The sequence below is a fragment of the Saccharothrix coeruleofusca genome (genome assembly GCF_014648515.1).
In the GTDB taxonomy this organism is placed as follows: Bacteria; Actinomycetota; Actinomycetes; order Mycobacteriales; family Pseudonocardiaceae; genus Actinosynnema; species Actinosynnema coeruleofuscum.
Map to the genome: position 1 here is coordinate 12,124 of NZ_BMRG01000022.1, position 20,421 is coordinate 32,544.

16 protein-coding genes are annotated in these 20,421 nt (G+C 72.3%); 9 read left to right on the plus strand and 7 right to left on the minus strand.

All coding sequences use genetic code 11. The features are described from left to right. On the plus strand, positions 1-374 hold a 374-nt coding region (locus IEZ00_RS32125), incomplete at its 5' end, for a winged helix-turn-helix transcriptional regulator (protein ID WP_229796309.1). Positions 375-468: 94 nt separating this feature from the next. Here the strand turns inward: IEZ00_RS32125 and IEZ00_RS32130 are convergent. Further along, positions 469-1,092: an alpha-ketoglutarate-dependent dioxygenase AlkB family protein gene (locus IEZ00_RS32130; protein ID WP_189227139.1), complete on the minus strand. Its 624-nt coding sequence runs from the start codon at positions 1,090-1,092 to the stop codon at positions 469-471. 50 nt (positions 1,093-1,142) lie between these two features. After that, positions 1,143-1,304: a hypothetical protein gene (locus tag IEZ00_RS32135; protein WP_189227140.1), complete on the minus strand. Its 162-nt coding sequence runs from the start codon at positions 1,302-1,304 to the stop codon at positions 1,143-1,145. Positions 1,305-1,474: 170 nt separating this feature from the next. Between IEZ00_RS32135 and icmF the strand changes: the two genes are divergently transcribed. Continuing rightward, a complete protein-coding gene (gene icmF / locus IEZ00_RS32140; protein ID WP_189227141.1) occupies positions 1,475-4,717 on the plus strand; it encodes a fused isobutyryl-CoA mutase/GTPase IcmF in 3,243 nt (1,080 codons plus the stop codon). Here the strand turns inward: icmF and IEZ00_RS32145 are convergent. The 3 genes from IEZ00_RS32145 to IEZ00_RS32155 all read right to left on the minus strand — a co-directional run bounded on the left by IEZ00_RS32145 (position 4,668) and on the right by IEZ00_RS32155 (position 7,584). After that, positions 4,668-5,813 (minus strand): AAA family ATPase, encoded by a 1,146-nt coding sequence (locus tag IEZ00_RS32145; RefSeq protein WP_189227142.1) that lies wholly within the window; start codon positions 5,811-5,813, stop codon positions 4,668-4,670. The two genes, icmF and IEZ00_RS32145, sit on opposite strands and share 50 nt — an antisense overlap. 77 nt (positions 5,814-5,890) lie before the next feature. Further along, positions 5,891-6,751 (minus strand): haloalkane dehalogenase, encoded by an 861-nt coding sequence (locus IEZ00_RS32150; protein ID WP_189227143.1) that lies wholly within the window; start codon positions 6,749-6,751, stop codon positions 5,891-5,893. Positions 6,752-6,762: 11 nt separating this feature from the next. Continuing rightward, positions 6,763-7,584, minus strand: a complete 822-nt coding sequence (locus IEZ00_RS32155) for an NAD(P)H-binding protein (RefSeq protein ID WP_189227144.1) — start codon at positions 7,582-7,584, stop codon at positions 6,763-6,765. Positions 7,585-7,678: 94 nt separating this feature from the next. Between IEZ00_RS32155 and IEZ00_RS32160 the strand changes: the two genes are divergently transcribed. Further along, positions 7,679-8,065, plus strand: coding sequence for a winged helix-turn-helix transcriptional regulator (locus IEZ00_RS32160; RefSeq protein WP_229796310.1), 387 nt, complete (start codon positions 7,679-7,681; stop codon positions 8,063-8,065). A gap of 178 nt (positions 8,066-8,243) precedes the next feature. Here the strand turns inward: IEZ00_RS32160 and IEZ00_RS32165 are convergent, their stop codons facing one another. Then, on the minus strand, positions 8,244-9,371 hold the full coding sequence (locus tag IEZ00_RS32165; RefSeq protein ID WP_189227146.1) for a LacI family DNA-binding transcriptional regulator: 1,128 nt from the start codon (positions 9,369-9,371) through the stop codon (positions 8,244-8,246). Between the two features lie 277 nt (positions 9,372-9,648). On the opposite strand from IEZ00_RS32165, the gene IEZ00_RS32170 reads away from it, so the two are divergent. The 4 genes from IEZ00_RS32170 to IEZ00_RS32185 all read left to right on the plus strand — a co-directional run bounded on the left by IEZ00_RS32170 (position 9,649) and on the right by IEZ00_RS32185 (position 14,271). Continuing rightward, positions 9,649-10,908, plus strand: a complete 1,260-nt coding sequence (locus tag IEZ00_RS32170) for an ABC transporter substrate-binding protein (protein ID WP_189227147.1) — start codon at positions 9,649-9,651, stop codon at positions 10,906-10,908. A 7-nt stretch (positions 10,909-10,915) separates the two neighbouring features. Continuing rightward, positions 10,916-11,836 (plus strand): carbohydrate ABC transporter permease, encoded by a 921-nt coding sequence (locus IEZ00_RS32175; RefSeq protein WP_189227148.1) that lies wholly within the window; start codon positions 10,916-10,918, stop codon positions 11,834-11,836. Positions 11,837-11,846: 10 nt separating this feature from the next. Further along, positions 11,847-12,734: a carbohydrate ABC transporter permease gene (locus IEZ00_RS32180; protein ID WP_189227149.1), complete on the plus strand. Its 888-nt coding sequence runs from the start codon at positions 11,847-11,849 to the stop codon at positions 12,732-12,734. Positions 12,735-12,915: 181 nt separating this feature from the next. Next, positions 12,916-14,271, plus strand: a complete 1,356-nt coding sequence (locus IEZ00_RS32185; protein WP_189227150.1) for a GH1 family beta-glucosidase — start codon at positions 12,916-12,918, stop codon at positions 14,269-14,271. Positions 14,272-14,321: 50 nt separating this feature from the next. Here the strand turns inward: IEZ00_RS32185 and IEZ00_RS32190 are convergent, their stop codons facing one another. Next, positions 14,322-16,391, minus strand: coding sequence for a hypothetical protein (locus IEZ00_RS32190; RefSeq protein ID WP_189227223.1), 2,070 nt, complete (start codon positions 16,389-16,391; stop codon positions 14,322-14,324). 362 nt (positions 16,392-16,753) lie between these two features. Between IEZ00_RS32190 and IEZ00_RS32195 the strand changes: the two genes are divergently transcribed. Together IEZ00_RS32195 and IEZ00_RS37430 are read left to right on the plus strand one after the other, a co-directional pair. Continuing rightward, the gene (locus IEZ00_RS32195) at positions 16,754-18,796 is read left to right on the plus strand and encodes a DNA gyrase/topoisomerase IV subunit B (protein ID WP_189227151.1); all 2,043 of its coding nucleotides are present in this window, start codon (positions 16,754-16,756) and stop codon (positions 18,794-18,796) included. 20 nt (positions 18,797-18,816) lie between these two features. After that, the coding region (locus tag IEZ00_RS37430; protein WP_229796312.1) for a DNA gyrase/topoisomerase IV subunit A at positions 18,817-20,421 on the plus strand (1,605 nt) is incomplete at its 3' end.

The window sequence follows — 20,421 nt, forward strand, 5'->3', positions numbered from 1 at the left end:
GGACGCTGCTCATCGTGCGGGACGCGCTGCAGGGGGTGACCCGGTTCGACGGTTTCCTGGCCCGGCTCCCGATCGCCCGCAACGTGCTCAGCGACCGGCTCAGCGGGCTGGTCGGGCACGGGGTGCTGGAGCGCGTGCAGTACCAGGAACGCCCCCGCCGCTTCGAGTACCGGCTGACCGCGATGGGGCGGGAGCTGACCTCGGTGGTGGTCGCGCTGATGGAGTGGGGCGACCGCCACCTGTCGGGGGAGGCGGGGCCGCCGCGCGTCGCCGAGCACGCGGACTGCGGTGGCCACGTGGGCGCCCGGCTGGTGTGCGAGGACTGCGCCGCCGCGGTGTCCCCCGCCGAGGTCACCACCCGCGCCTCGGCCTAGTCACCGGTGCGGGTGACGCGTGCGATCCGGCGGCTGCCGGGGGCCTTCGGCGACGCTGCGACCGGCCGGGCGGAATCGGGGGCTGTGGGGGGCGTCAGCGGACGCCGCGCGGGCGGAACTGGACGCTGATCCGCGGCCCGACCGGCCTGGCGGTCTTGGGCACCGCGTGCTCCCAGGTGCGCTGGCACGACCCGCCCATGACGATGAGGTCGCCGTGCCCCAGCGAGTGCCGCACCGTCGGTCCGCCGCCTCGCGGCCGCAGCAGCAGGGGACGCGCGGCGCCCACCGACACGATCGCGACCATGGTGTCCTCGGTGCCGCCGCGCCCCAGCGTGTCGCCGTGCCAGGCCACGCTGTCGCGGCCGTCGCGGTAGAAGCACAGCCCGGCCGTGCGGAACGGCTCGCCCAGTTCCTCGGCGTACCGGGCGCTCAGCGCCTCCCGCGCCAGGTCCAGCACCGGGTCGGGCAGCGGCGCGCCCTCGCCGTAGAAGCACAGCAGGCGCGGCACGTCGACCACCCGGTCGTACATCCGCCGCCGCTCGGCGCGCCAGGGCACCTCGGCAGCCAGCCGCTCGAACAGCACGTCGGCGCCGGTCAGCCAGCCCGGTAGCACGTCGACCCAGGCCCCGTGGCCCAGCGTCGAGCGGCGCAGGTCCGCGAGCGGGCGCAGAGCGGGTTCCTCACCGCCGAACAGCGACCCCTGCACAGGCTGCGACACGGGGCGAGCCTAGCGCACGGTCGAACGCCTGTTCGACTTCGAACCGGGGATTACCCCTGCGGTTCGGGTTTGCGTCGCCTGCCGCCGGTGCGGACCTGCGGAGACGGCTCGGCGACCGGCGGCGCGGGCGGCTCGGCGGGAGCCTGCGCGGCGGTCGGCAGGTCGGCGAGGTGGATGGCGGCCAACTCGTCGTAGATCGGCGTGTTGCTCATGGGCGGTCCCTTACCCCTTTTGGTCCAACGCTACACGGGCCTCTTGAGGGGAAACGGACGGGGGGCGGCTGTGGATCAAACACCGGTGAGGTGGAGCACATTTCCCTAGCACTTCCAATAGACGGATGTCCTAGTAATCTAGGGGTGCCCGCGATGTCGAAGGAGCCGTCGTGACCACCTCCAACACCTTGCACGTGCCCCGCAACCCGGTCCGCTTCGTGACCGCGGCCAGCCTGTTCGACGGCCACGACGCCGCGATCAACATCATGCGCCGCATCCTGCAGTCGCAGGGCGCGGAGGTGATCCACCTCGGCCACAACCGCTCGGTGCGCGAGGTCGTCGACGCGGCGCTGCAGGAGGACGTGCAGGGCGTGGCCATCAGCGCCTACCAGGGCGGCCACGTCGAGTACTTCACCTACCTGGTCGAACTGCTGGCCAAGCGCGGCGCCGGGCACGTCAAGGTCTTCGGCGGCGGGGGCGGCGTGATCGTCCCCGAGGAGATCGAGCTGCTGCACTCGCGCGGCGTGGCGCGGATCTTCTCCCCGCAGGACGGGCAGCGGCTCGGCCTGGCCCGCATGATCAACACCATGGTCCGGGAGTGCGACCGCGACCTGGCCCTGGACGCCCCGACCGACTGGGACGCGCTGTTCACCGGCGCGCAGGACGTGCTGGCCAGGGCGATCACCCTGATCGAGGCGGGCAGGCTGCCCGAGGACGTGCGCGCGGCGATGGCGCGCGCCGCGGCCTCGCGCCCGGTGCCCGTCCTGGGCATCACCGGCACCGGCGGCTCGGGCAAGTCCTCGCTGACCGACGAGCTGGTCCGCCGGTTCCGGCTGGACCAGCAGGACAAGCTGCGCATCGCGGTGCTGGCCATCGACCCGACGCGGCGGCGCGGCGGCGGCGCGCTGCTGGGCGACCGCATCCGGATGAACTGCCTGGACGGCGACCGGGTCTACTTCCGGTCGATGGCCACCCGGCGCGCGGGCGCGGAGGTGCCCGACGGGCTGGCCGACGCCGTGCTGGCCTGCCGCGCGGCCGGGTTCGACCTCGTGGTGGTGGAGACGCCGGGCATCGGCCAGGGCGACGCGGCGATCGTGCCGTTCGCCGACCTCTCGCTGTACGTGATGACGCCGGAGTTCGGCGCCGCGTCGCAGCTGGAGAAGATCGACATGCTGGACTTCGCCGACGCGGTGGCCATCAACAAGTTCGAGCGACGCGGCGCGGAGGACGCCCGCCGCGACGTGGCGCGGCAGCTGGTGCGCAACCGCGAGGCGTTCGGCCGCTCGTGGGAGGACATGCCGGTCTTCGGCACCAGCGCGGCGACGTTCAACGACGACGGCGTGACCGCGCTGTACCAGCACCTGCGCGACGAGCTGGCGCGGCGCGGGCTGGGCGTCGAGCGGGGTGCGCTGCCCGCCGTGGCGGGCAAGGTCTCCACCTCGGCCGCCACCGTGGTGCCGCCCTCGCGGGCCCGCTACCTCTCGGAGATCGCCGAGACCGTGCGCGGCTACCACCGCGCCACCGAGACGCACGTGGACGCGGTGCGCCGGGTGGCGCACCTGCGTGCCGCGCGCGAGGAGCTGGCCGCCGCCGGGCACGACACCGCGGTGGTCGACGACCTGCTGGCCTCGGCGCGGCGGCGGGTCGACGCGGACGTGGCCGACCTGCTGGCCCAGTGGCCCGAGGTGGTCGAGGACTACACCGGTGACGAGCTGGTGGTGCGCGTGCGGGACAAGGAGATCCGCACCCGGTTGACGCGGGAGACCCTGTCGGGCAACAAGGTTCCGCGCGTGGCGCTGCCCCGCTACGACGACGACGGCACGCTGCTGAGGTTCCTACGCAAGGAGAACCTGCCCGGCCGCTTCCCCTACACCGCGGGCGTGTTCCCGTTCAAGCGCGAGGGCGAGGACCCGGCGCGCATGTTCGCGGGCGAGGGCGACGCCTTCCGCACCAACCGGCGGTTCAAGTACCTGTCGCGCGGCTCGGAGGCGACCAGGCTGTCCACCGCGTTCGACTCGGTGACCCTGTACGGCCGCGACCCGGACACCCCGCCGGACGTGTACGGCAAGATCGGCACCTCCGGCGTGTCCATCGCGACGCTGGACGACATGAAGGCGCTCTACGACGGGTTCGACCTGACCGCGCCGACCACCTCGGTGTCGATGACCATCAACGGACCCGCGCCGACGATCCTGGCGTTCTTCCTCAACACGGTGGTGGACCAGCGGCTGGACGCCTTCCGCGCCGAGCACGGCCGCGAGCCCACCGCCGCCGAGGCCGAGCAGCTCAAGGCGCACGCGCTGGCGACCGTGCGCGGCACCGTGCAGGCCGACATCCTCAAGGAGGACCAGGGGCAGAACACCTGCATCTTCTCCACCGAGTTCTCGCTGCGGATGATGGCCGACATCCAGGAGTGGTTCATCCAGAACAAGGTGCGCAACTTCTACTCGGTGTCGATCTCCGGTTACCACATCGCCGAGGCCGGTGCGAACCCGATCAGCCAGCTCGCCTTCACCCTGGCCAACGGGTTCACCTACGTCGAGTCCTACCTGGCGCGCGGCATGAAGATCGACGACTTCGCCCCGAACCTGTCGTTCTTCTTCTCCAACGGGATGGACGCCGAGTACAGCGTGATCGGCCGCGTCGCCCGGCGGATCTGGGCGGTGGCCATGCGGGAGCGCTACGGGGCCAACGAGCGGTCGCAGAAGTTCAAGTACCACGTGCAGACCTCCGGGCGGTCGCTGCACGCGCAGGAGATGGACTTCAACGACATCCGCACCACGCTGCAGGCGCTGTGCGCGCTCTACGACAACTGCAACTCCCTGCACACCAACGCCTACGACGAGGCGATCACCACGCCGACGGAGTCCTCGGTGCGGCGGGCGATGGCCATCCAGCTCATCATCAACAAGGAGTGGGGCCTGGCGGCCAACGAGAACCCCCTGCAGGGCTCGTTCGTCATCGAGGAGCTGACCGACCTGGTCGAGGAGGCCGTGCTGGCGGAGTTCGACCGGCTCTCCGAGCGCGGCGGCGTGCTGGGCGCGATGGAGACCGGTTACCAGCGCGGCCGCATCCAGGACGAGTCGATGCTGTACGAGCAGCGCAAGCACGACGGGTCGCTGCCGCTGATCGGGGTCAACACGTTCCTGCCCGAGTCGGGAACGCCCGAGCGGGTGGAGATCGAGCTGGCGCGGGCCACCGAGGAGGAGAAGCGGTCGCAGGTGGAGCGCACCCGCGCGTTCGCCGAGGCGCACGCGGCCGAGGCGGAGCCGGCGCTGCGCAGGCTCAAGGAGGCCGCCGCGTCGGGGGAGAACGTGTTCGCGGTGCTGATGGACGCGGCGCGGGTGTGCACGCTGGGGCAGATCACCGAGGCGTTCTTCGAGGTGGGTGGCCAGTACCGGCGCAACGTGTGAGGTCGGGCCAGCCGGACCGGCTGAGGACCTCCTCGGCGGCGTCCTCGGCGCTCAACGCCCCGGTGTCGATCCACAGGTCGCCGATGCCGGTGCGGCGCAGCGCCTCGGCGTCGGCGGCGGCCCGCTCGGCGACGCGGAGCAGGTGCGCGGTCGAGCGGCCCCGCAGCGGGTCGCCCGGCTGCCACCAACCGCCTCCCCGCCCGCGCGCCGCGATCCGCTCGGCCAGCCGGGCGCGGCCGGCGTGCAGCCCGCACAGCGTGATGGTCGCGGCGGGGAGCGCTTGGGCGTACACCTCGAACGCGGCCGCGTCCTCGACCGGGCCGACCACGACCACCGCCTCGGCCCCGGCCGCGCGGTAGGTCCCCCACAGCACGGCCAGGTTGCGGGCCCGCACGCCGTGGTCCGCCGGAGCGGGGCCGAGGAAGCCGAGCTGGTCCAGGTCGACGTAGGCGACCCTGCGCCCGGTGCGCAGAACCCGTCGGTACACGTCGAAGCCGACCGCCGACTTGCCCACGCCGGTGACCCCGCACAGCCACAGCACCGGCCCGTCGGCTCGCGGTGCGGCCGCGCTGGGGCAGGGGCCGGGGTCGGTGAGCACGGGCCACCCGTGCTCCAGCACCCGCCGAGCCACGTCGACCACCGGCAGACCAGTCGTGTCGACGCGGAAATCGGCGAAGTCGCGGGCGTCCAGGGCCTCGGCCTCCCGCAGGACGTGCTCGACCTGCTCGACCGGTTCCCCCCGGCCCAGGAAACGCCGTTCGAGTTCTTCCGGGGCGGCCCGCAGCAGGCACACGGTCAGCGCGACGCCCTGCAGCAGGTCGACCGGCACGCCGCGGTCGACGTCGACGACCCCGGACACGACGACGCACCGCGCCCCGGCGGCTCGGAAGTCGGCCACCACCCCGGCGAGGTTGCGCGCCTGCATCCGATGCCGTCCGGGGTCGTCGGAGGGCTCGGGGTAGCAGATGCCCAACTGGTCGATGTCGACGTAGCCGGTCCTGATGCCGGAGCCGGCGAGGCGGGAGTAGACCTCCCAGCCGACAGCGGTCTTGCCGACGCCCGGCGGACCGGACAGCCACAGGACGGGTGTGCTCAACGCTGTTCACCCCCACACCGGGAAGACCCGCATCCTAATGCCGGGGACTGCCGCCCCGGAAAGGACTTCCGGGTCGCTCAGCCCAGGTCGTGGTCGTCCAGCCAGGCGGTGACGGCCGCCGCGACGACCTCCGGGTGGTCCTCCGGCGTGTGGTGGCCCGCCGGTTCCGGGTGGTGGTGGACGCGCAGGCCCGTGATGTTCTCCCGGCACCACCGCACGGTCTCCGGCGTCGTCATCGCGCCCGGCCCCGGCTCGAAGGTGATCAGCAGCTTCGGGACCTCGCCGCTGGCCGCCAGCCAGCGGTCGTAGCGCTCGACGCGGGCCACCACGTCGGCGGGTTGGCCGTCCAGCGGCATGGAGCGCGACCACTGCAGCAGCGGGCGGCGGCTCCCCGGAGTCGGGTACGGGGCGAGGTAGACCTCCAGGTCCTGCTCGGCGATCGGGTTCGCGACCGTCATGGGCAGGACCTTCTCCAGGAACGCGTTCTCGTCCAGGACCATCGCCTCGCCGACGCCCGGTGTCCTCACGGCCCGGAACAGTTCGTGCCCGCCCTCGGGGAACTCCTGCCAGGACAGGGGTTTCACGATCGTCTCGGTGAACGCGACGCCCCGCACCCGCTCCGGGTGGCGGGCGGCCCAGTCCAACGCCAGCGCGCCGCCCCAGTCGTGCCCGACCAGCACGACGTCCTCCAGCCCCAGCGCGTCGAACCAGGCGTCGAGGTAGGCGGCGTGCTCGGCGAAGGTGTAGGCGATGTCGGGCTTCCCGGACTCGCCCATGCCGACGAGGTCGGGGGCCAGTCGCCTGCGCGCCCCGCCGATGGCGGGCAGGACGTGCCGCCACAGGTGCGACGACGTGGGGTTGCCGTGCAGGAAGACGACCGGCGCTCCGGAGCCGACTTCCCGGTGGTGCAGCGTCGAGCCGAGGATGTTGGTGTGCATGGGGGTTCCCTTCAGCGGAAGATCGCGGCGTTGCGCTCGGCCCAGTCGGCGAAGGACCGCGCTGGGCGCCCGAGCAGTCGTGCGACGTCGCCGCTGACCCGCCGTTCCTCGGGCAGCGGGTCGCCGAGGATGGCCAGCGTGGCGTCCACGACCGGCTCGGGCATGGACGCGGTCATCCGCGCGCGGGCCTGCTCGCGCGTCTGCTCGACGAACCGCAGCGGCACGCCCAACACGTCGCCGATGGCCTCGGCGCGCTCGCGCGGGGTGGTCGGCTCGGGGCCGGTGAGCACGTAGGTCCGCTCCTCGTGGCCGTGGTCGAGCAGCGCCGCGGCGGCCACTTCGGCGATGTCGACCGGATCGACGGTGGGCAGCGCCACGTCGCCGAACGGGGCGGCGACCGTGTGCTGCTCGCGGATCGACCGGACCCAGGCGAACGCGTTGGAGTGGAAGCCGCCGGGGCGCAGGACCGTCCACGGCAGGCCGCGGTCCCGCACGGCCCGTTCGAACGCCGCCGGGTGCGGGTACTGGTGCGGACGCGTCCCCGCGCCCTGCGACGACAGCAGCACGACCCGCCGGACCCCGCCCGCCTCGGCGGCGTCGAGGACCGCCCGCGGGTCCCGGCCCGCGGTCAGCAGGAACAACGCGTCCGCGCCGTCGAAGGCGGGCAGGAGGCCGTCCGGCTCCGCGAGGTCGGCGGACTGGTGCCGGACCCCTTGCGGCAGAGGCGGTTCCGGTGATCGGCGGGACACCGCCACCACGTCCTCACCGGACGACGCCACCAGACCCACCAGCGTCCGCCCGACGTTCCCGGTAGCCCCGGTCACCACGATCATGCCGCTTCTCCTCGCTTGTCCGGAAGATCGCGGCGAAGCTAGCATCGCGAAGATAGTAGGTACCTACAGGAAAGTGGCTTCCCGGGAGGAACCCTTGAGCGGTGCGACGGTGACGAGCCGGGTCGACCCGGAGCAGGCGTGCCCCATCGCCCCGGTGGTGGACCTGGTGTTCAGCCGGTGGACCACGCCGATCCTGTGGACGCTGAACGAGCACGGCAGGCAGCGGTTCGTGGAGCTGGAGCGCCGCATCGGCTCGATCACGCCCAAGGTGCTCACCCAGCGGCTGCGGCAGCTGGAGCGGGACGGGCTGGTGGTGCGCACCTACCACCCGGAGGTGCCGCCGCGGGTGGAGTACGAGATCAGCGAACTCGGGCGCAGCCTCGCCCCGCTGTTCGCCTCGCTGGCGCGGTGGTCGACCGAGCGCCTGCCCGAGGTGGAGCGGGCGCGGGTGGCCTACGACGCCGCCAAGGCCAAGCGCTAGCCCCACATCCCAGAGGATCGACCGCGCCCCCCGCGAACACCACCTGAGCTTCTCGTGTCGACCGCTGACCGCGATCCGCTGCCCGACCGCTGGGTCCGCGGTACCCCAACGCTCGGCTCGCGGTGTCCGGACGTTCGGTTCGCGGTGCCCGGACGCTCGGTTCGCGGTGCCCGGACGCTCAACTCGCGCACTCGGATGCCTCGGACGGCGTCGGCGTGGGCCCGGTGGGCAGGCTTCCGGGCGGCCGAGCCGCCCCGACGGAGCCGGGGCCATCGGACACGGAGGCCCGCACGACCAGCTTGGTGGGCAGGAAAGCGGGGACGGGGGGCTCGCCGCCGTGCACCATGGTCAGCACCGCCCGCGCCGCCGCCACGCCGATGCCCGCCTTGTCCTGGGCCAGGGTGGTCAGCGGCGGGTCGACCAGCGCCGCCAGCTCGATGTCGTCGAAGCCGATCACGGCCACGTCCGAGGGCACGGCCAGGCCCGCGTGGCGGGCCGCCAGCATCGCGCCCACGGCCATCTCGTCGCCCGCGGCGAACACCGCGGTGGGCGGGTCGGGCAGGGCCAGCAGCGCGCGCATCGCGGCCTGGCCGCTGGGGCGGTAGAAGTCGCCCACGACCACGTACTCCGGCGGCACGGGCAGGTCCGCCTCGGCCATCGCGGCGCGGTAGCCCGCGAGCCGGTCGGTGGCCGGGCGGTTGTGCGGCGGGCCGGTGATGGTGGCGATGCGCCGGTGCCCGGCGGCCACCAGGTGCTGCACCGCCATCCGCGCGCCCCCCACGTTGTCGGAGGTGACGTAGGTGGCGCGCGGCCCCTGCACGGCCACGTCCACGGCCACGCACGGCAGGCCGGACTGCGCGAACGCGGCGAACGCGGGCGCGTCCGAGCCGCTGTCGATGAGCACCAGCCCGCCCAGGTGGTGCCTGCGCGTCATGTTCACGTACGCCACCGGGTCGGCCAGCGACGCCCCCACCGCGCGCAGCGCGGCCGACCCGCTGGTGGCCAGCATCAGCAGGTGGTAGCCGTGCGCGCTGAGCGCGGACTTCAGCCCGATCAGCAGCTCCTGCAGGTACGGGTGCCGCCAGCCGGGCCTGCGGTGGTCGGTGTCCCAGACCAGGCCGATCAGGCCGGAGCGCTTGGTGGCCAGCGCGCGGGCCGACTCGTTGGGCCGGTAATCGAGTTCGCGGGCCACCCGCTCGACCACCTCGCGCTTTTCCCGGCTGACCGTGGAGGGCTGGTTGAAAACGCGCGAGACGGTCGCCACGGACACCCCGCAGAGTTCCGCGATCTCCCTGATGGTGGTCATCTGGGCTCTTCTCTTTGTAACCGGTTACAGCGTTCCAAGCCCACCGGGGCTTCTGTGGTCTGACCAGGCTGGATACCGTACCACCTGCGGAAACGCCAGCAGGGTGTCCGGGGTCACCGCACAACCAGGTTATCGCTTTGTTACTTGACGGTGTCGCCGGGCTGCGGTTGTCATGAACACCGCACCGGGCTGGCACCGCACCGGCTCATTCCCGGAAACCCCTCGTGAGGACGTTCCCGGTATCAGGTGCGCCCAAAAACGGAAGGGGAGTAGCGAAATGCGCCGCACCACGAGAGCCGCCGTACCCCTGCTGGGCGTTGGCCTGCTGGCCGCGAGCCTGGTAGCCGGTTGCGGCAGCGGTGCCGCTGGCGGCAAGACCCGCATCACCATCGGCCTGTTCGGCAACTTCGGCTACCAGCAACTGTTCGAGGAGTACGAGAAGGCGCACCCGGACATCGACATCACCGACCGCACCGCCTCCTACTCCGACCACCACAAGAACCTCGCCGCGCACCTGGCCACCAACAACGGCGCGGCCGACATCGAGGCCGTGGACACCGGCTACATCAACCAGTTCAAGACCAACCCGGACCGCTTCGTCGAGCTCGACGCCAGCCGCAAGGACCAGTGGCTGGACTGGAAGTGGGAGGCGTCGCTGTCCAAGGACGGCAAGCAGATCGGCTACGGCACCGACGTCGGCGGCCTGGCCATCTGCTACCGCCGCGACTTCCTGGAGCAGGCCGGTCTGCCCACCGAGCGCGACCAGGTCTCGGCCCTGTGGCCGACCTGGGAGGACTTCATGGCCAAGGGCCGTGAGTTCCAGGCCAAGGCGCCCGCGGGCGTGAAGTGGTTCGACGGCGGGCCGAGCCTGCTCAACGCGATCGTCGGCCAGGCCCCCACCGGCTACTACGACCGCGACGACAAGATCGTCGTGGGCAGCAACACCGACATCAAGAGGGGCTGGGACCTGGTCGCGAAGGGCGTGGCCGACGGCCTGTCGGCGGGCCTGCTCTACAGCACCCCGGCGTGGAACACCGGCTTCAAGCAGGGCCAGTTCGCCACCGTGATCTGCCCGGCGTGGCAGATGGCCAAGATCAAGGACCAGGCGCCCGACACCGCGGGCAAGTGGGACCTGGCCGCGGTGCCCGGTGGCGGCGGCGGCAACTGGGGCGGCTCGTACCTGACCGTGCCCAAGCAGGGCAAGAACACCGAGAAGGCCATCGAGCTGGCCACCTGGCTGACCGCGCCCGAGCAGCAGGCCAAGGTGTTCGCCTCGGCGGGTCTGCTGCCGTCCGCGCCCAAGCTCTACAGCGAGCAGTCGGTCGCCTCGAAGACCGACCCGTTCTTCAACAACGCCCCCGTGGGCAAGGTCTTCACCGACGCCGCCCAGGCGCTCAAGCCGCAGTACCAGGGCCCCAAGGCCGGTGACGTGCAGACCGAGCTCGGCAACGCCATGCTGCGCGTGGAGCAGGGCAAGCAGGGTCCGGAGGAGTCGTGGACGCAGTTCGTCGGCGACGCCGAGAAGCTGGCGAAGTAGGCCGCTGGTGAGGACGGACTGGCGGGAACGCCGCCACCGCTGGGACATCCGGTACGCGCCCTACGCCTACATCGCGCCGTACTTCCTGCTGTTCGCGGTGTTCGGCCTGTTCCCCCTGCTGTACACGGCGTGGGTGTCGCTGCACGACCGCAACCTGCTCGACGGCGACTCGGCCACCTTCGTGGGGCTGGAGAACTACGCGCAGCTGCTCACGGCCGACCCGTACTTCTGGAACGCCATGGGCAACACGCTGAGCCTGTGGGTGCTGACCACCGTGCCGCAGATCGCGCTGGCGCTGGGCATCGCCCAGCTGCTCAACCGGCGCATCCGCACCCGCACGCTGTTCCGGATGGGCGTGCTGCTGCCCAACATCACCTCGGTGGCCGCGGTGACGATCATCTTCGCGCAGCTGTTCGGCCGCGACTTCGGGCTGATCAACTGGGTGCTGGAGCTGTTCGGGGCAGGCCGCATCGACTGGCAGGCGGGCACCGCCAGTTCGCACGTCGCCATCGCCACCATGGTGGTGTGGCGGTGGACGGGCTACCACGCGCTGATCTTCCTGGCGTCGATGCAGGCCATCCCGTCCTCGGTCTACGAGGCCGCCCGGCTGGACGGGGCGAACTCGTGGCAGCAGTTCTGGCGGATCACCGTCCCCATGCTGCGCCCGCAGATCATCTTCTCCACGGTGATCGCCACCGCGGGCAACATGCGGCTGCTGGCGGAACCGCTGCTGTTCAACCCCGGAGCCGCCGCCGCCACCGGTGGCTCCGACCGGCAGTTCCAGACCGCCGCGCTCTACCTCTACGAGCAGGGCTTCGCCAAGTACGACTTCGGCTACGCCTCGGCCATCGCCTGGCTGCTGCTGGTGGCGACCGTGCTGATCACCGGGCTGAGCTACCTGGCCGCCCGCCGCATCCGGACCGACTAGGAGGGCCGACATGACCAGCGTGCTGGACCGGTCCGCGCCGTCCGCCGCCTCCCCGACGCCGCCCAAGCGGCGGCGTCGGGTCGCGGTGGTCGCCGGACCGTGGACCTACGCGGCGCTGATCGCCGTGCTGGCGGGCTCCGCCTTCCCGGTGTACTGGTCGCTGGTGGTGTCCTCGCAGACACCAGCGGCGGTGGACCGGGTGCCGCCGGTGCTGGTGCCCGGCGGGCACCTGTTCGCCAACATCGCCCGCGTCTTCGACACCACCGACTTCGCGCTGGCGCTGATGAACTCGCTGGTGGTGGCGGGCACCATCACGGTGTCGGTGGTGTTCTTCTCCACCCTGGCCGGCTTCGCCTTCGCCAAGCTGCGCTTCCGGGGCCGCTCGGCGCTGATGCTGCTGGTCGTCGCCACCCAGGCGGTGCCGACCGAGCTGGGCGTCATCCCGCTCTACATGATGATGAGCGACTTCGGCTGGGCCGGGGAGATCCACGCGGTGATCGTGCCCGGCCTGGTGACCGCGTTCGGCGTGTTCTTCATGCGCCAGTACTTCGAGCGGGCGGTGCCCGACGAGCTGCTGGAAGCGGGCCGCATGGACGGGTGCAGCTCGCTGAGGCTGTACTGGCACGTGGTGCTGCCCGCGGCGCGGCCCGCCGCGGCCGTGCTCGGGCTGTTCACCTTCATGCAGGCGTGGAACGACTTCTTCTGGCCGCTGGTGGTGCTGGTGCCGGAGAACCCGACGGTGCAGACCGCGCTGTCCACCCTGGCCAGTGGTTACACCACCGACTACACCCTGGTGCTTACCGCCGCCACCATCGGCACGGTGCCCGTGCTGCTGGTGTTCCTGCTGTTCGGCAGGCAGATCGTCGGCGGCATCATGCAGGGCGCGTTGAAGGGCTGACGTCCTCCCCGGTCGCGCACGACCGGGGAGCACCGCCGCGACAGCCTGCTCGGCACCCCGTCGAGGACGACGGGGACACCGGATTCCTCTTCCACCCGGTGGGACCGCGGGAACCTCCCCGCGGTCCCACCGGCTGTCAGCGCGGCACGAAACACCCGCGCATTCGCAACGGGAGCTTTAGATGACCGACTTCCCCGAGGGGTTCCGCTGGGGCGTGGCCACCTCGTCCTACCAGATCGAGGGCGCGGTGGACGCGGACGGCCGCGGTCCGTCCATCTGGGACGCGTTCGGCGCGGTGCCGGGCGCCATCGCGGGCGGCGACACCGGGGCGGTGGCGTGCGACCACTACCACCGCTGGGCCGAGGACCTGGACCTGCTGACCGCGCTGGGCGTGGACTCCTACCGGTTCTCGGTGGCCTGGCCGCGCGTGCAGCCCACCGGCAAGGGGCCGGTCGAGCAGCGCGGGCTGGACTTCTACCGGCGGCTGGTGGAGGGGATGCGGGAGCGCGGGGTCGAGCCGTTCCTCACCCTCTACCACTGGGACCTGCCGCAGGCGCTGGAGGAGGAGGGCGGCTGGCGCTCCCGCGAGACCGCGCTGCGGTTCGTCGACTACGCGCTGGTCGTGCAGGAGGCGCTGGGGGACCTGGTCGACCACTGGACCACGTTCAACGAGCCCTACGTCTCGGCCATGGTCGGCTACGGCGAGGGCAGGCACGCTCCGGGGGCCAAGGAGGGCCACGGCGCGCTGGCCGCCGCCCACCACCTCCAGCTCGGCCACGGCCTGGCGGTGCGGGCGCTGCGCGAGGCGGGCCGGTCCTCGCACCGCTTCGGCATCGTGCTCAACCAGTCGCCGTCCGTGCCCACCAGCGACGACCCGGCCGACGTGGCCGCGGCGCGCAGGCACGACCTGCTGCTGCGGCGGCAGTTCACCGACCCGATCTTCGGCGGCCGCTACCCGGCCGACTACGACGAGGTCTTCGGCGAGCTGACCGACAAGTCCTTCCGGCACGACGGGGACCTGGAGGTCATCGGCACGCCACTGGACTACGTGGGCATCAACTACTACTACCGCCAGCACGTCACCGCCGCGCCGCACCGCGACCCCGACCCGGCCACCCGGACCGCGGTGGACATCGGCATCGACACCACCCGGCTGCCCGACGTGCCGCGCACCGGCATGGGCTGGCCGGTCGAGCCCCAGGGGCTGACCGAGACGCTGGTGGGGCTCAAGAACCGCTACCCGGACCTGCCGCCGGTCTACGTCACCGAGAACGGGTGCGTGTACCCGGACACGCCGGGGTTCGACGACCAGGAGCGCATCGAGTTCCTGCGCACCCACCTGGCCGCCGCCCACGAGGCCATGGCGGCCGGGGTGGACCTGCGCGGCTACTTCGCGTGGTCGCTGCTGGACAACTTCGAGTGGGCGCACGGGTACAAGCACCGGTTCGGCCTCGTGCACGTCGACTACGCCACCCAGCAGCGCACCCCGAGGGCCAGCTTCCACTGGTACCGCGACTGGATCGCGGGCAAGCGCTGACCCGGCGCGTCCCCGGCCCCGCGAACCGCGCGTTCGCGGGGCCGGGGACGTCAGGTCGCCGCGCGGGCCCACTCCCGCGTCTGCGCCCGCAGCGTCACCGCCGCCCGCTCCAGCGTCCCGAGGACCCCGGCGGGCAGGTCGGCGCGCGGTCCCGCCACCTCCTGCAGCATCACCTGCATCGGCGCGCCCTCCTCGGCCTCCACCACCGCCAGCACCTTGAAGGTCGTGCCGGGCGGGAAGACCACCCGCTCCTGCAGCACCCCGCCGAACTGGTCGACCACGGTCACCCGCCGCCCGGCCACCGACCAGATGAGGAACTCCGTGCGGCCGTCCGCGGGCACCGGTCCGGCCACCGTGCTCAGCGGGCCGTGCTCCACCAGCAGGTCACCGGTCCGGTACTGGTGCGGCTCGCCCCAGCACACCGTCACCCCCTGGTACACCGGCAGCCTGCGCAGCCCCGACACCACCGCCGCCGCGTACGGCCGCAGCCTGCCCAGCTTGCCGAGGCGGAACGCCTCGACCATGACCTCCTCGTCCTGGGTCAGGCACGCCGACACCGCGGCCAGGTCGGTCACCACCGCCTCGAACGCCTCCGGGTCGTCCGGCCGCTCGACCAGGTGCCTGCACGCCACCGCGGCGTGCTGCCCGTACCGCTCGCCCAGCATCCGCCGCAGCGCGTCGCGCTCCTGCTCGGTGCTGCGGTGGTCGGCGGGCACGACCTCGTCGCCGGACAGCTCGCCCCACAGCGGCGCGGGTGGCGCCGCCAGCGGGCCGTCGACGCTGAGCGGGATCGGGTCCTCCGCCACCGCCGCGGGCGGCGGCTCCTCAGCCACCGGGGGCCGGGGCGGCGGCGTCGGGTCGCAGAAGACCACCCTCAGCAGCCTGCGCACCTCCGGCTCCAAGCGCTCCACCAGCGACGCGCCCGCCACGGCCACCGCGCCCGCGGTGGTCCGGCCGGGGGTGCCCACGGTCAGCCGCGCCCACTCCGGGTCCACCGGCAGCGCGCGCACCTCCGCCGCCCTGCCGTCCTCGGCGTCGCGCACCCACAGCCCGGACGGCACCACCTCCAGCACCACGCCGCCGCCCAGGTCGAACACCCCCGGCCCGCGCTCGACCAGGCCCTGCACCGGCGGCCGGTAGGCGGCCACCACGGGCGGCCCGCCCGGCTGGTAGCGCACCTCGGTCACGTACGGCCGCCACGTCTGCTGGCCGCGCGGGTTCACCGCCACCACCGCGGCCCCCGCCCGCAGCGCGCCCACCGGCAGACCGGTGTACAGCGACACCGGCTCGCCGAGCTGGTCGGCCACCGCCTGCGCCTGGTGCTCGCCGCCGTACCAGACCAGCCGCACCCGCGTCCGCGCCGCCGACGACAGCCCCGCCAGCAGCCTGCACACCTCCTCCACCGGGATCGGCGGCTGGCCGGGACCGCCCACCACGACGGTCAGCACCGCGTCCCGGCACGGCAGCGCCAGCACCGCCCGCGCCTCCGGGGAGGCCAGGTCCGGCGGCGTGCGCTGCGCCCGCAGCCACAGCCCCGCCGGGATCGGCTCGGAGACCCCCACCTCGCCGGTCGGCCACGGGGAGTTCGGGTCCACCGCCTCCCACTGCGGCACCGGGAACCGCCTGCCCATCGGCGTCGGCGAAGCCCCCGGCAGGAAGCGCAGCCAGCTGCCGTACCCGCCGCCCGCGCCGGTCACGAACGCCGCGCCGGGCACCGTGCTCAGCACCCCGTCGGGGGCCACCACCTCGGTCTGCAGCTGCTCGGCCAGCCACTGCGCGGGCGCGGTCGGGCGCATCGTGCCCGCGTGCGAGGTCGCCAGCCGCACCGGACCGCGGCCGTGCAGCGCGGCGGCCACGGCGTGCCAGAACGCCGCCTCCTCGCCCGGTGGCGCGTCCACCACGACCACCGTGCGCCCCCGGTCCACCGGCAGGCTCCTGGCCAGCGCCGCCGCCGCCGGGGACGCCCCGGACGGCGGCGCCACCACCAGCGCCGGACCCGAGAACGACGCCGAGTAGGCGGGCGGGGGCGGAGGCGGGGGCTCCTGCTCCACCACCGGTTCGACGGGCGGCGGCGGAGGCGCCTGCGGCGCGCTCTCCTTCGGGGCGGAACGTCGGAACACCAAGGCGCCCGATCACCTCCTGGCCGGACCTGCGGGGGATTCGGCGGCACTCTACCGGGGGTCACACGAACGGGTTTGGCCTCCCATCGCGGCCCGGTCCACAGTGGACCCGATACCCACCGTTCATCGCCTGTCGCTCGTTAGAGGTACGATGAAAACTCACGCGGTGGGCCACCACACCCCGCTCTCCGGGACGGCCCCACCACGAGCGGCGCCCGCCGACACCGGCGAACCGCCCGCGGTGGCGACCACCACACCGTCCGACCCGGTCACCGAGCACGGTGTCCGCAGAAATGTCGGACCCGGTGGTTACCCTCCACTACCGTGAACCGCCCGATGAACGCCACGACCTGGGGAGTCCGGTGACCGCTGAGATCCTTTACGGGGCCGACGACCTGACCCACCTGGAGGGTCTGGAAGCGGTTCGCAAGCGCCCCGGCATGTACATCGGCTCCACCGACAGCCGCGGCATCAACCACCTGTTCACCGAAATCGTGGACAACTCCACCGACGAGGGCGTCGCGGGCCACGCCACCCGGATCGCGGTCACCCTGCACGCCGACGGCAGCGTCCAGGTCGACGACGACGGCCGCGGCATCCCCACCGGCGTGCACGCCAAATCCGGCCTGTCCGGCGTCGAGCTGGTGCTCACCCGCCTGCACGCGGGCGGCAAGTTCGGCGGCTCCGGCTACAAGACCTCCGGCGGCCTGCACGGCGTCGGCGCCTCCGCGGTCAACGCCCTGTCCCACCGCTTCGACGTCACCGTCCGGCGCGAGGGCAAGACCCACGAGATGTCCTTCGCCCACGGCGTGCCCGGCGTCTTCGACGGCCCCGGCCCCAAGGCCGCCTTCACCCGCCAGTCCGGCCTGCGCGTCACCGGCCGCACCAAGCGCACCGGCACCTCCATCCGCTACTGGCACGACGCCCGCTACTTCGAGAACGGCGCCGCGCTGGACGTCGAGGCCGTCCGCACCAAGCTGCGCAACACCGCCTTCCTCGTCCCCGGCGTCACCTACGTGCTGCGCGACGCCACCGGCGGCGCCATCTCCGAAGAGGTCTTCCACTACCCCGGCGGCCTGGCCGACATGGTCGACTTCCTCGCCCCCTCCGGCGAGAAGGCCGTCTCCGGCACCCTCCTGGTCACCGGCGACGGCGTCTACCACGAGAACGCCGCCGACGAGAACGGCGTCATGCGCTCCAAGGTCGAGCGGCACGCCGAGGTCGAAATCGCCCTGCGCTGGGGCACCGGCTACGAGCGCACCGTCGAGTGCTTCACCAACACCATCCGCAACGTGCACGGCGGCACCCACCGCCGCGGCTTCGAGCGCGCGGTGCTCAAGGCGGTCCAGGAGGCCATCGGCCGCACCAGGGGCCTGCTCAAGCCCAAGGAGGACCCGCCCACCCTGGAGGACGTGCTGGAGGGCATGACGGCCGTGATCCACGTCCGCATCCCCGAGCCCCAGTTCACCTCCCAGACCAAGGACGAACTGTCCACCGCGGGCATCACCAAGGTCGTCCTGGGCGTCGTCGAGCGGCACGTCAAGGCCTGGACCGAGGACCGCCGCACCAAGGCCGAGGCCAAGGTCGTGCTGCAGAAGGTCGTCGACGCCTCCCGCGTCCGGCTGACCCAGAAGCAGCAGAAGGACGCCGCCCGCCGCAAGACCGCGCTGGAAGGCGCGGCCATGCCCGCCAAGCTGGTCGACTGCCGCACCACAGGTGTTTCGCGAAGCGAACTGTTCCTCGTGGAAGGCGACAGCGCCCTGGGCTCGGCGCGCATGGCGCGCGTCTCCGAGTACCAGGCGCTGCTGCCGCTGCGCGGCAAGATCCTCAACGTCCAGAAAGCCAGCCTGGCCGACACCCTGCGCAACGCGGAGATCGCCTCCATCGTGCAGGTCCTCGGCGCGGGCACCGGCCGCACCTTCGACCTGGCCGCCATGCGCTACGGCCGCGTCATCCTGATGGCCGACGCGGACGTCGACGGCTCGCACATCCGCACCCTGCTGATCACCCTGTTCGCCAAGTACATGCGACCGGTCATCGAGGACGGCAGGCTCTACGCCGCGATGCCCCCGCTGCACAAGGTGGTGACCAAGGGCCGCAACCCGGAAACCCACTTCACCTTCACCCAGCGCGAGATGGAGCGCAAGGTCGCCCAGTTGGAAAAGGCGGGCAAAACGGTGGTCAAGCCCGTTCCCCGGTTCAAGGGACTGGGCGAGATGGACGCCGACGAGCTGTGGGAAACCACCATGAACCCCGCCACCCGCTCGGTCCGCCGGATCACCCTCGACGACGCCGAGGCGGCCGAAGCCGCGCTCGAACTGCTCATGGGGGAGAAAGTCGAGCCGCGCCGCGCGTGGCTCGTCGAGTCCGCCGCACGGGTCGACCAGTCCGCGATCGACGTCTGACGCCAGGAGAACGCTCAGCCATGGCACGCCGCAAGGGCCCCGTCACCAGGGTCGACCCGTCCGCCTTCGACCGCGCGGGCGCGCAGGTGTTCGACAACTCGCTGACCACCGAGATCGAGGACTCCTACCTGGAGTACGCGTACTCGGTCATCCACTCCCGCGCGCTGCCCGACGCGCGGGACGGGCTGAAGCCGGTCCACCGCCGCATCCTGTACTCCATGAACGAGCAGGGCCACCGCCCGAATTCGCCTTACGTGAAATCGTCGCGAGTGGTCGGCGACACGATGGGCAAGTACCACCCGCACGGTGACACGGCCATTTATGACGCCATGGTCAGATTGGCCCAGGACTTCTCGCTGAACGCGCCGCTGATCGACGGGCACGGAAATTTCGGCAGTCCAGACGACGGGCCGGCCGCGTCGAGATACACCGAAGCGCGGATGTCGTCGGCGGCGATGCTGCTGGTGGGGGAGCTTGACGAGGACACCGTCGAGTTCCGCCCGAACTACGACGGCTCGTTGCAGGAGCCCTCGGTGCTGCCTGCGGCGTTCCCGAACCTGCTGGTCAACGGCACCTCGGGGATCGCGGTCGGCATGGCGACGAACATGATCCCGCACAACCTGGGCGAGGTCGTGGCGGCGGCGCGGCACCTGATCTCGCACCCGGACGCCTCGCTGGACAAGCTGATGGAGTTCGTGCCGGGCCCGGACCTGCCCACCGGCGGTGTGCTGCTGGGGCTGGACGAGGTGCGCAGGGCGTACGAGACGGGCCGCGGCGTGGTGCGGATGCGGGCCAAGGTGGAGACCGGGCCGCTGGAGGGCAGTCGGGGGCGGCAGGCCATCACGGTGACCGAGCTGCCCTACGGGGTGGGCCCGGAGAAGATCATCGAGAAGATCCACGACGAGGTCACCAAGTCCAAGCGGCTGACCGGCATCGCCGACGTGAAGGACCTCACCGACCGGGAGAACGGCGTCCGGCTGGTGGTGGAGTGCAAGGTCGGGGTGAACCCGCAGGCGCTGCTGGCGGACCTGTACCGGCTGACGCCGCTGGAGCAGTCGTTCGGCATCAACAACCTGGTGCTGGTGGACGGGCAGCCGCGCACGCTGGGGCTCAAGGCGCTGCTGGAGGTGTTCCTGGCGCACCGCTACGAGGTGGTGACGCGGCGGACCCGGTTCCGGCGGCGCAAGCGGGAGGACCGGCTGCACCTGGTCGAGGGCCTGCTCAAGGCGCTGGTGGACATCGACAAGGTGATCAAGCTGATCCGGGGCAGCGAGAACGCGCAGGCCGCGAAGGAGGGCCTGGTCAAGCGGTTCAAGCTCTCGGAGGTGCAGGCCACCTACATCCTGGACACGCCGCTGCGCAGGCTGACCCGCTACGACGCGATCGAGCTGGAGGCCGAGCAGGACCGGCTGCGCAACGAGATCGCGGAGCTGACCCGCATCCTCGAGGACGACAAGGTGCTGCGCAAGGTCGTCTCGACGGAGCTGGGCAAGGTGGCCAAGGAGCTGACCGCCCCTCGGCGCACGGTGCTGCTCGACGGTGACCTGAAGGAGGTGCTGGCGGCGTCGAAGCCCGCCGGGCCGCTGGAGGTGGCCGACGACCCGTGCCAGGTGATCCTGTCGGCG

Bases quoted from the DNA above. Each gene is read 5' to 3' on its own strand.
- IEZ00_RS32135 (WP_189227140.1), bottom strand. From the start codon at position 1,304: ATGAGCAACACGCCGATCTACGACGAGTTGGCCGCCATCCACCTCGCC.
- IEZ00_RS32155 (WP_189227144.1), bottom strand. From the start codon at position 7,584: ATGATCGTGGTGACCGGGGCTACCGGGAACGTCGGGCGGACGCTGGTG.
- IEZ00_RS32165 (WP_189227146.1), bottom strand. From the start codon at position 9,371: ATGACCACCATCAGGGAGATCGCGGAACTCTGCGGGGTGTCCGTGGCG.
- IEZ00_RS32180 (WP_189227149.1), top strand. From the start codon at position 11,847: ATGACCAGCGTGCTGGACCGGTCCGCGCCGTCCGCCGCCTCCCCGACG.
- IEZ00_RS32170 (WP_189227147.1), top strand. From the start codon at position 9,649: ATGCGCCGCACCACGAGAGCCGCCGTACCCCTGCTGGGCGTTGGCCTG.
- IEZ00_RS32185 (WP_189227150.1), top strand. From the start codon at position 12,916: ATGACCGACTTCCCCGAGGGGTTCCGCTGGGGCGTGGCCACCTCGTCC.
- IEZ00_RS32150 (WP_189227143.1), bottom strand. From the start codon at position 6,751: ATGCACACCAACATCCTCGGCTCGACGCTGCACCACCGGGAAGTCGGC.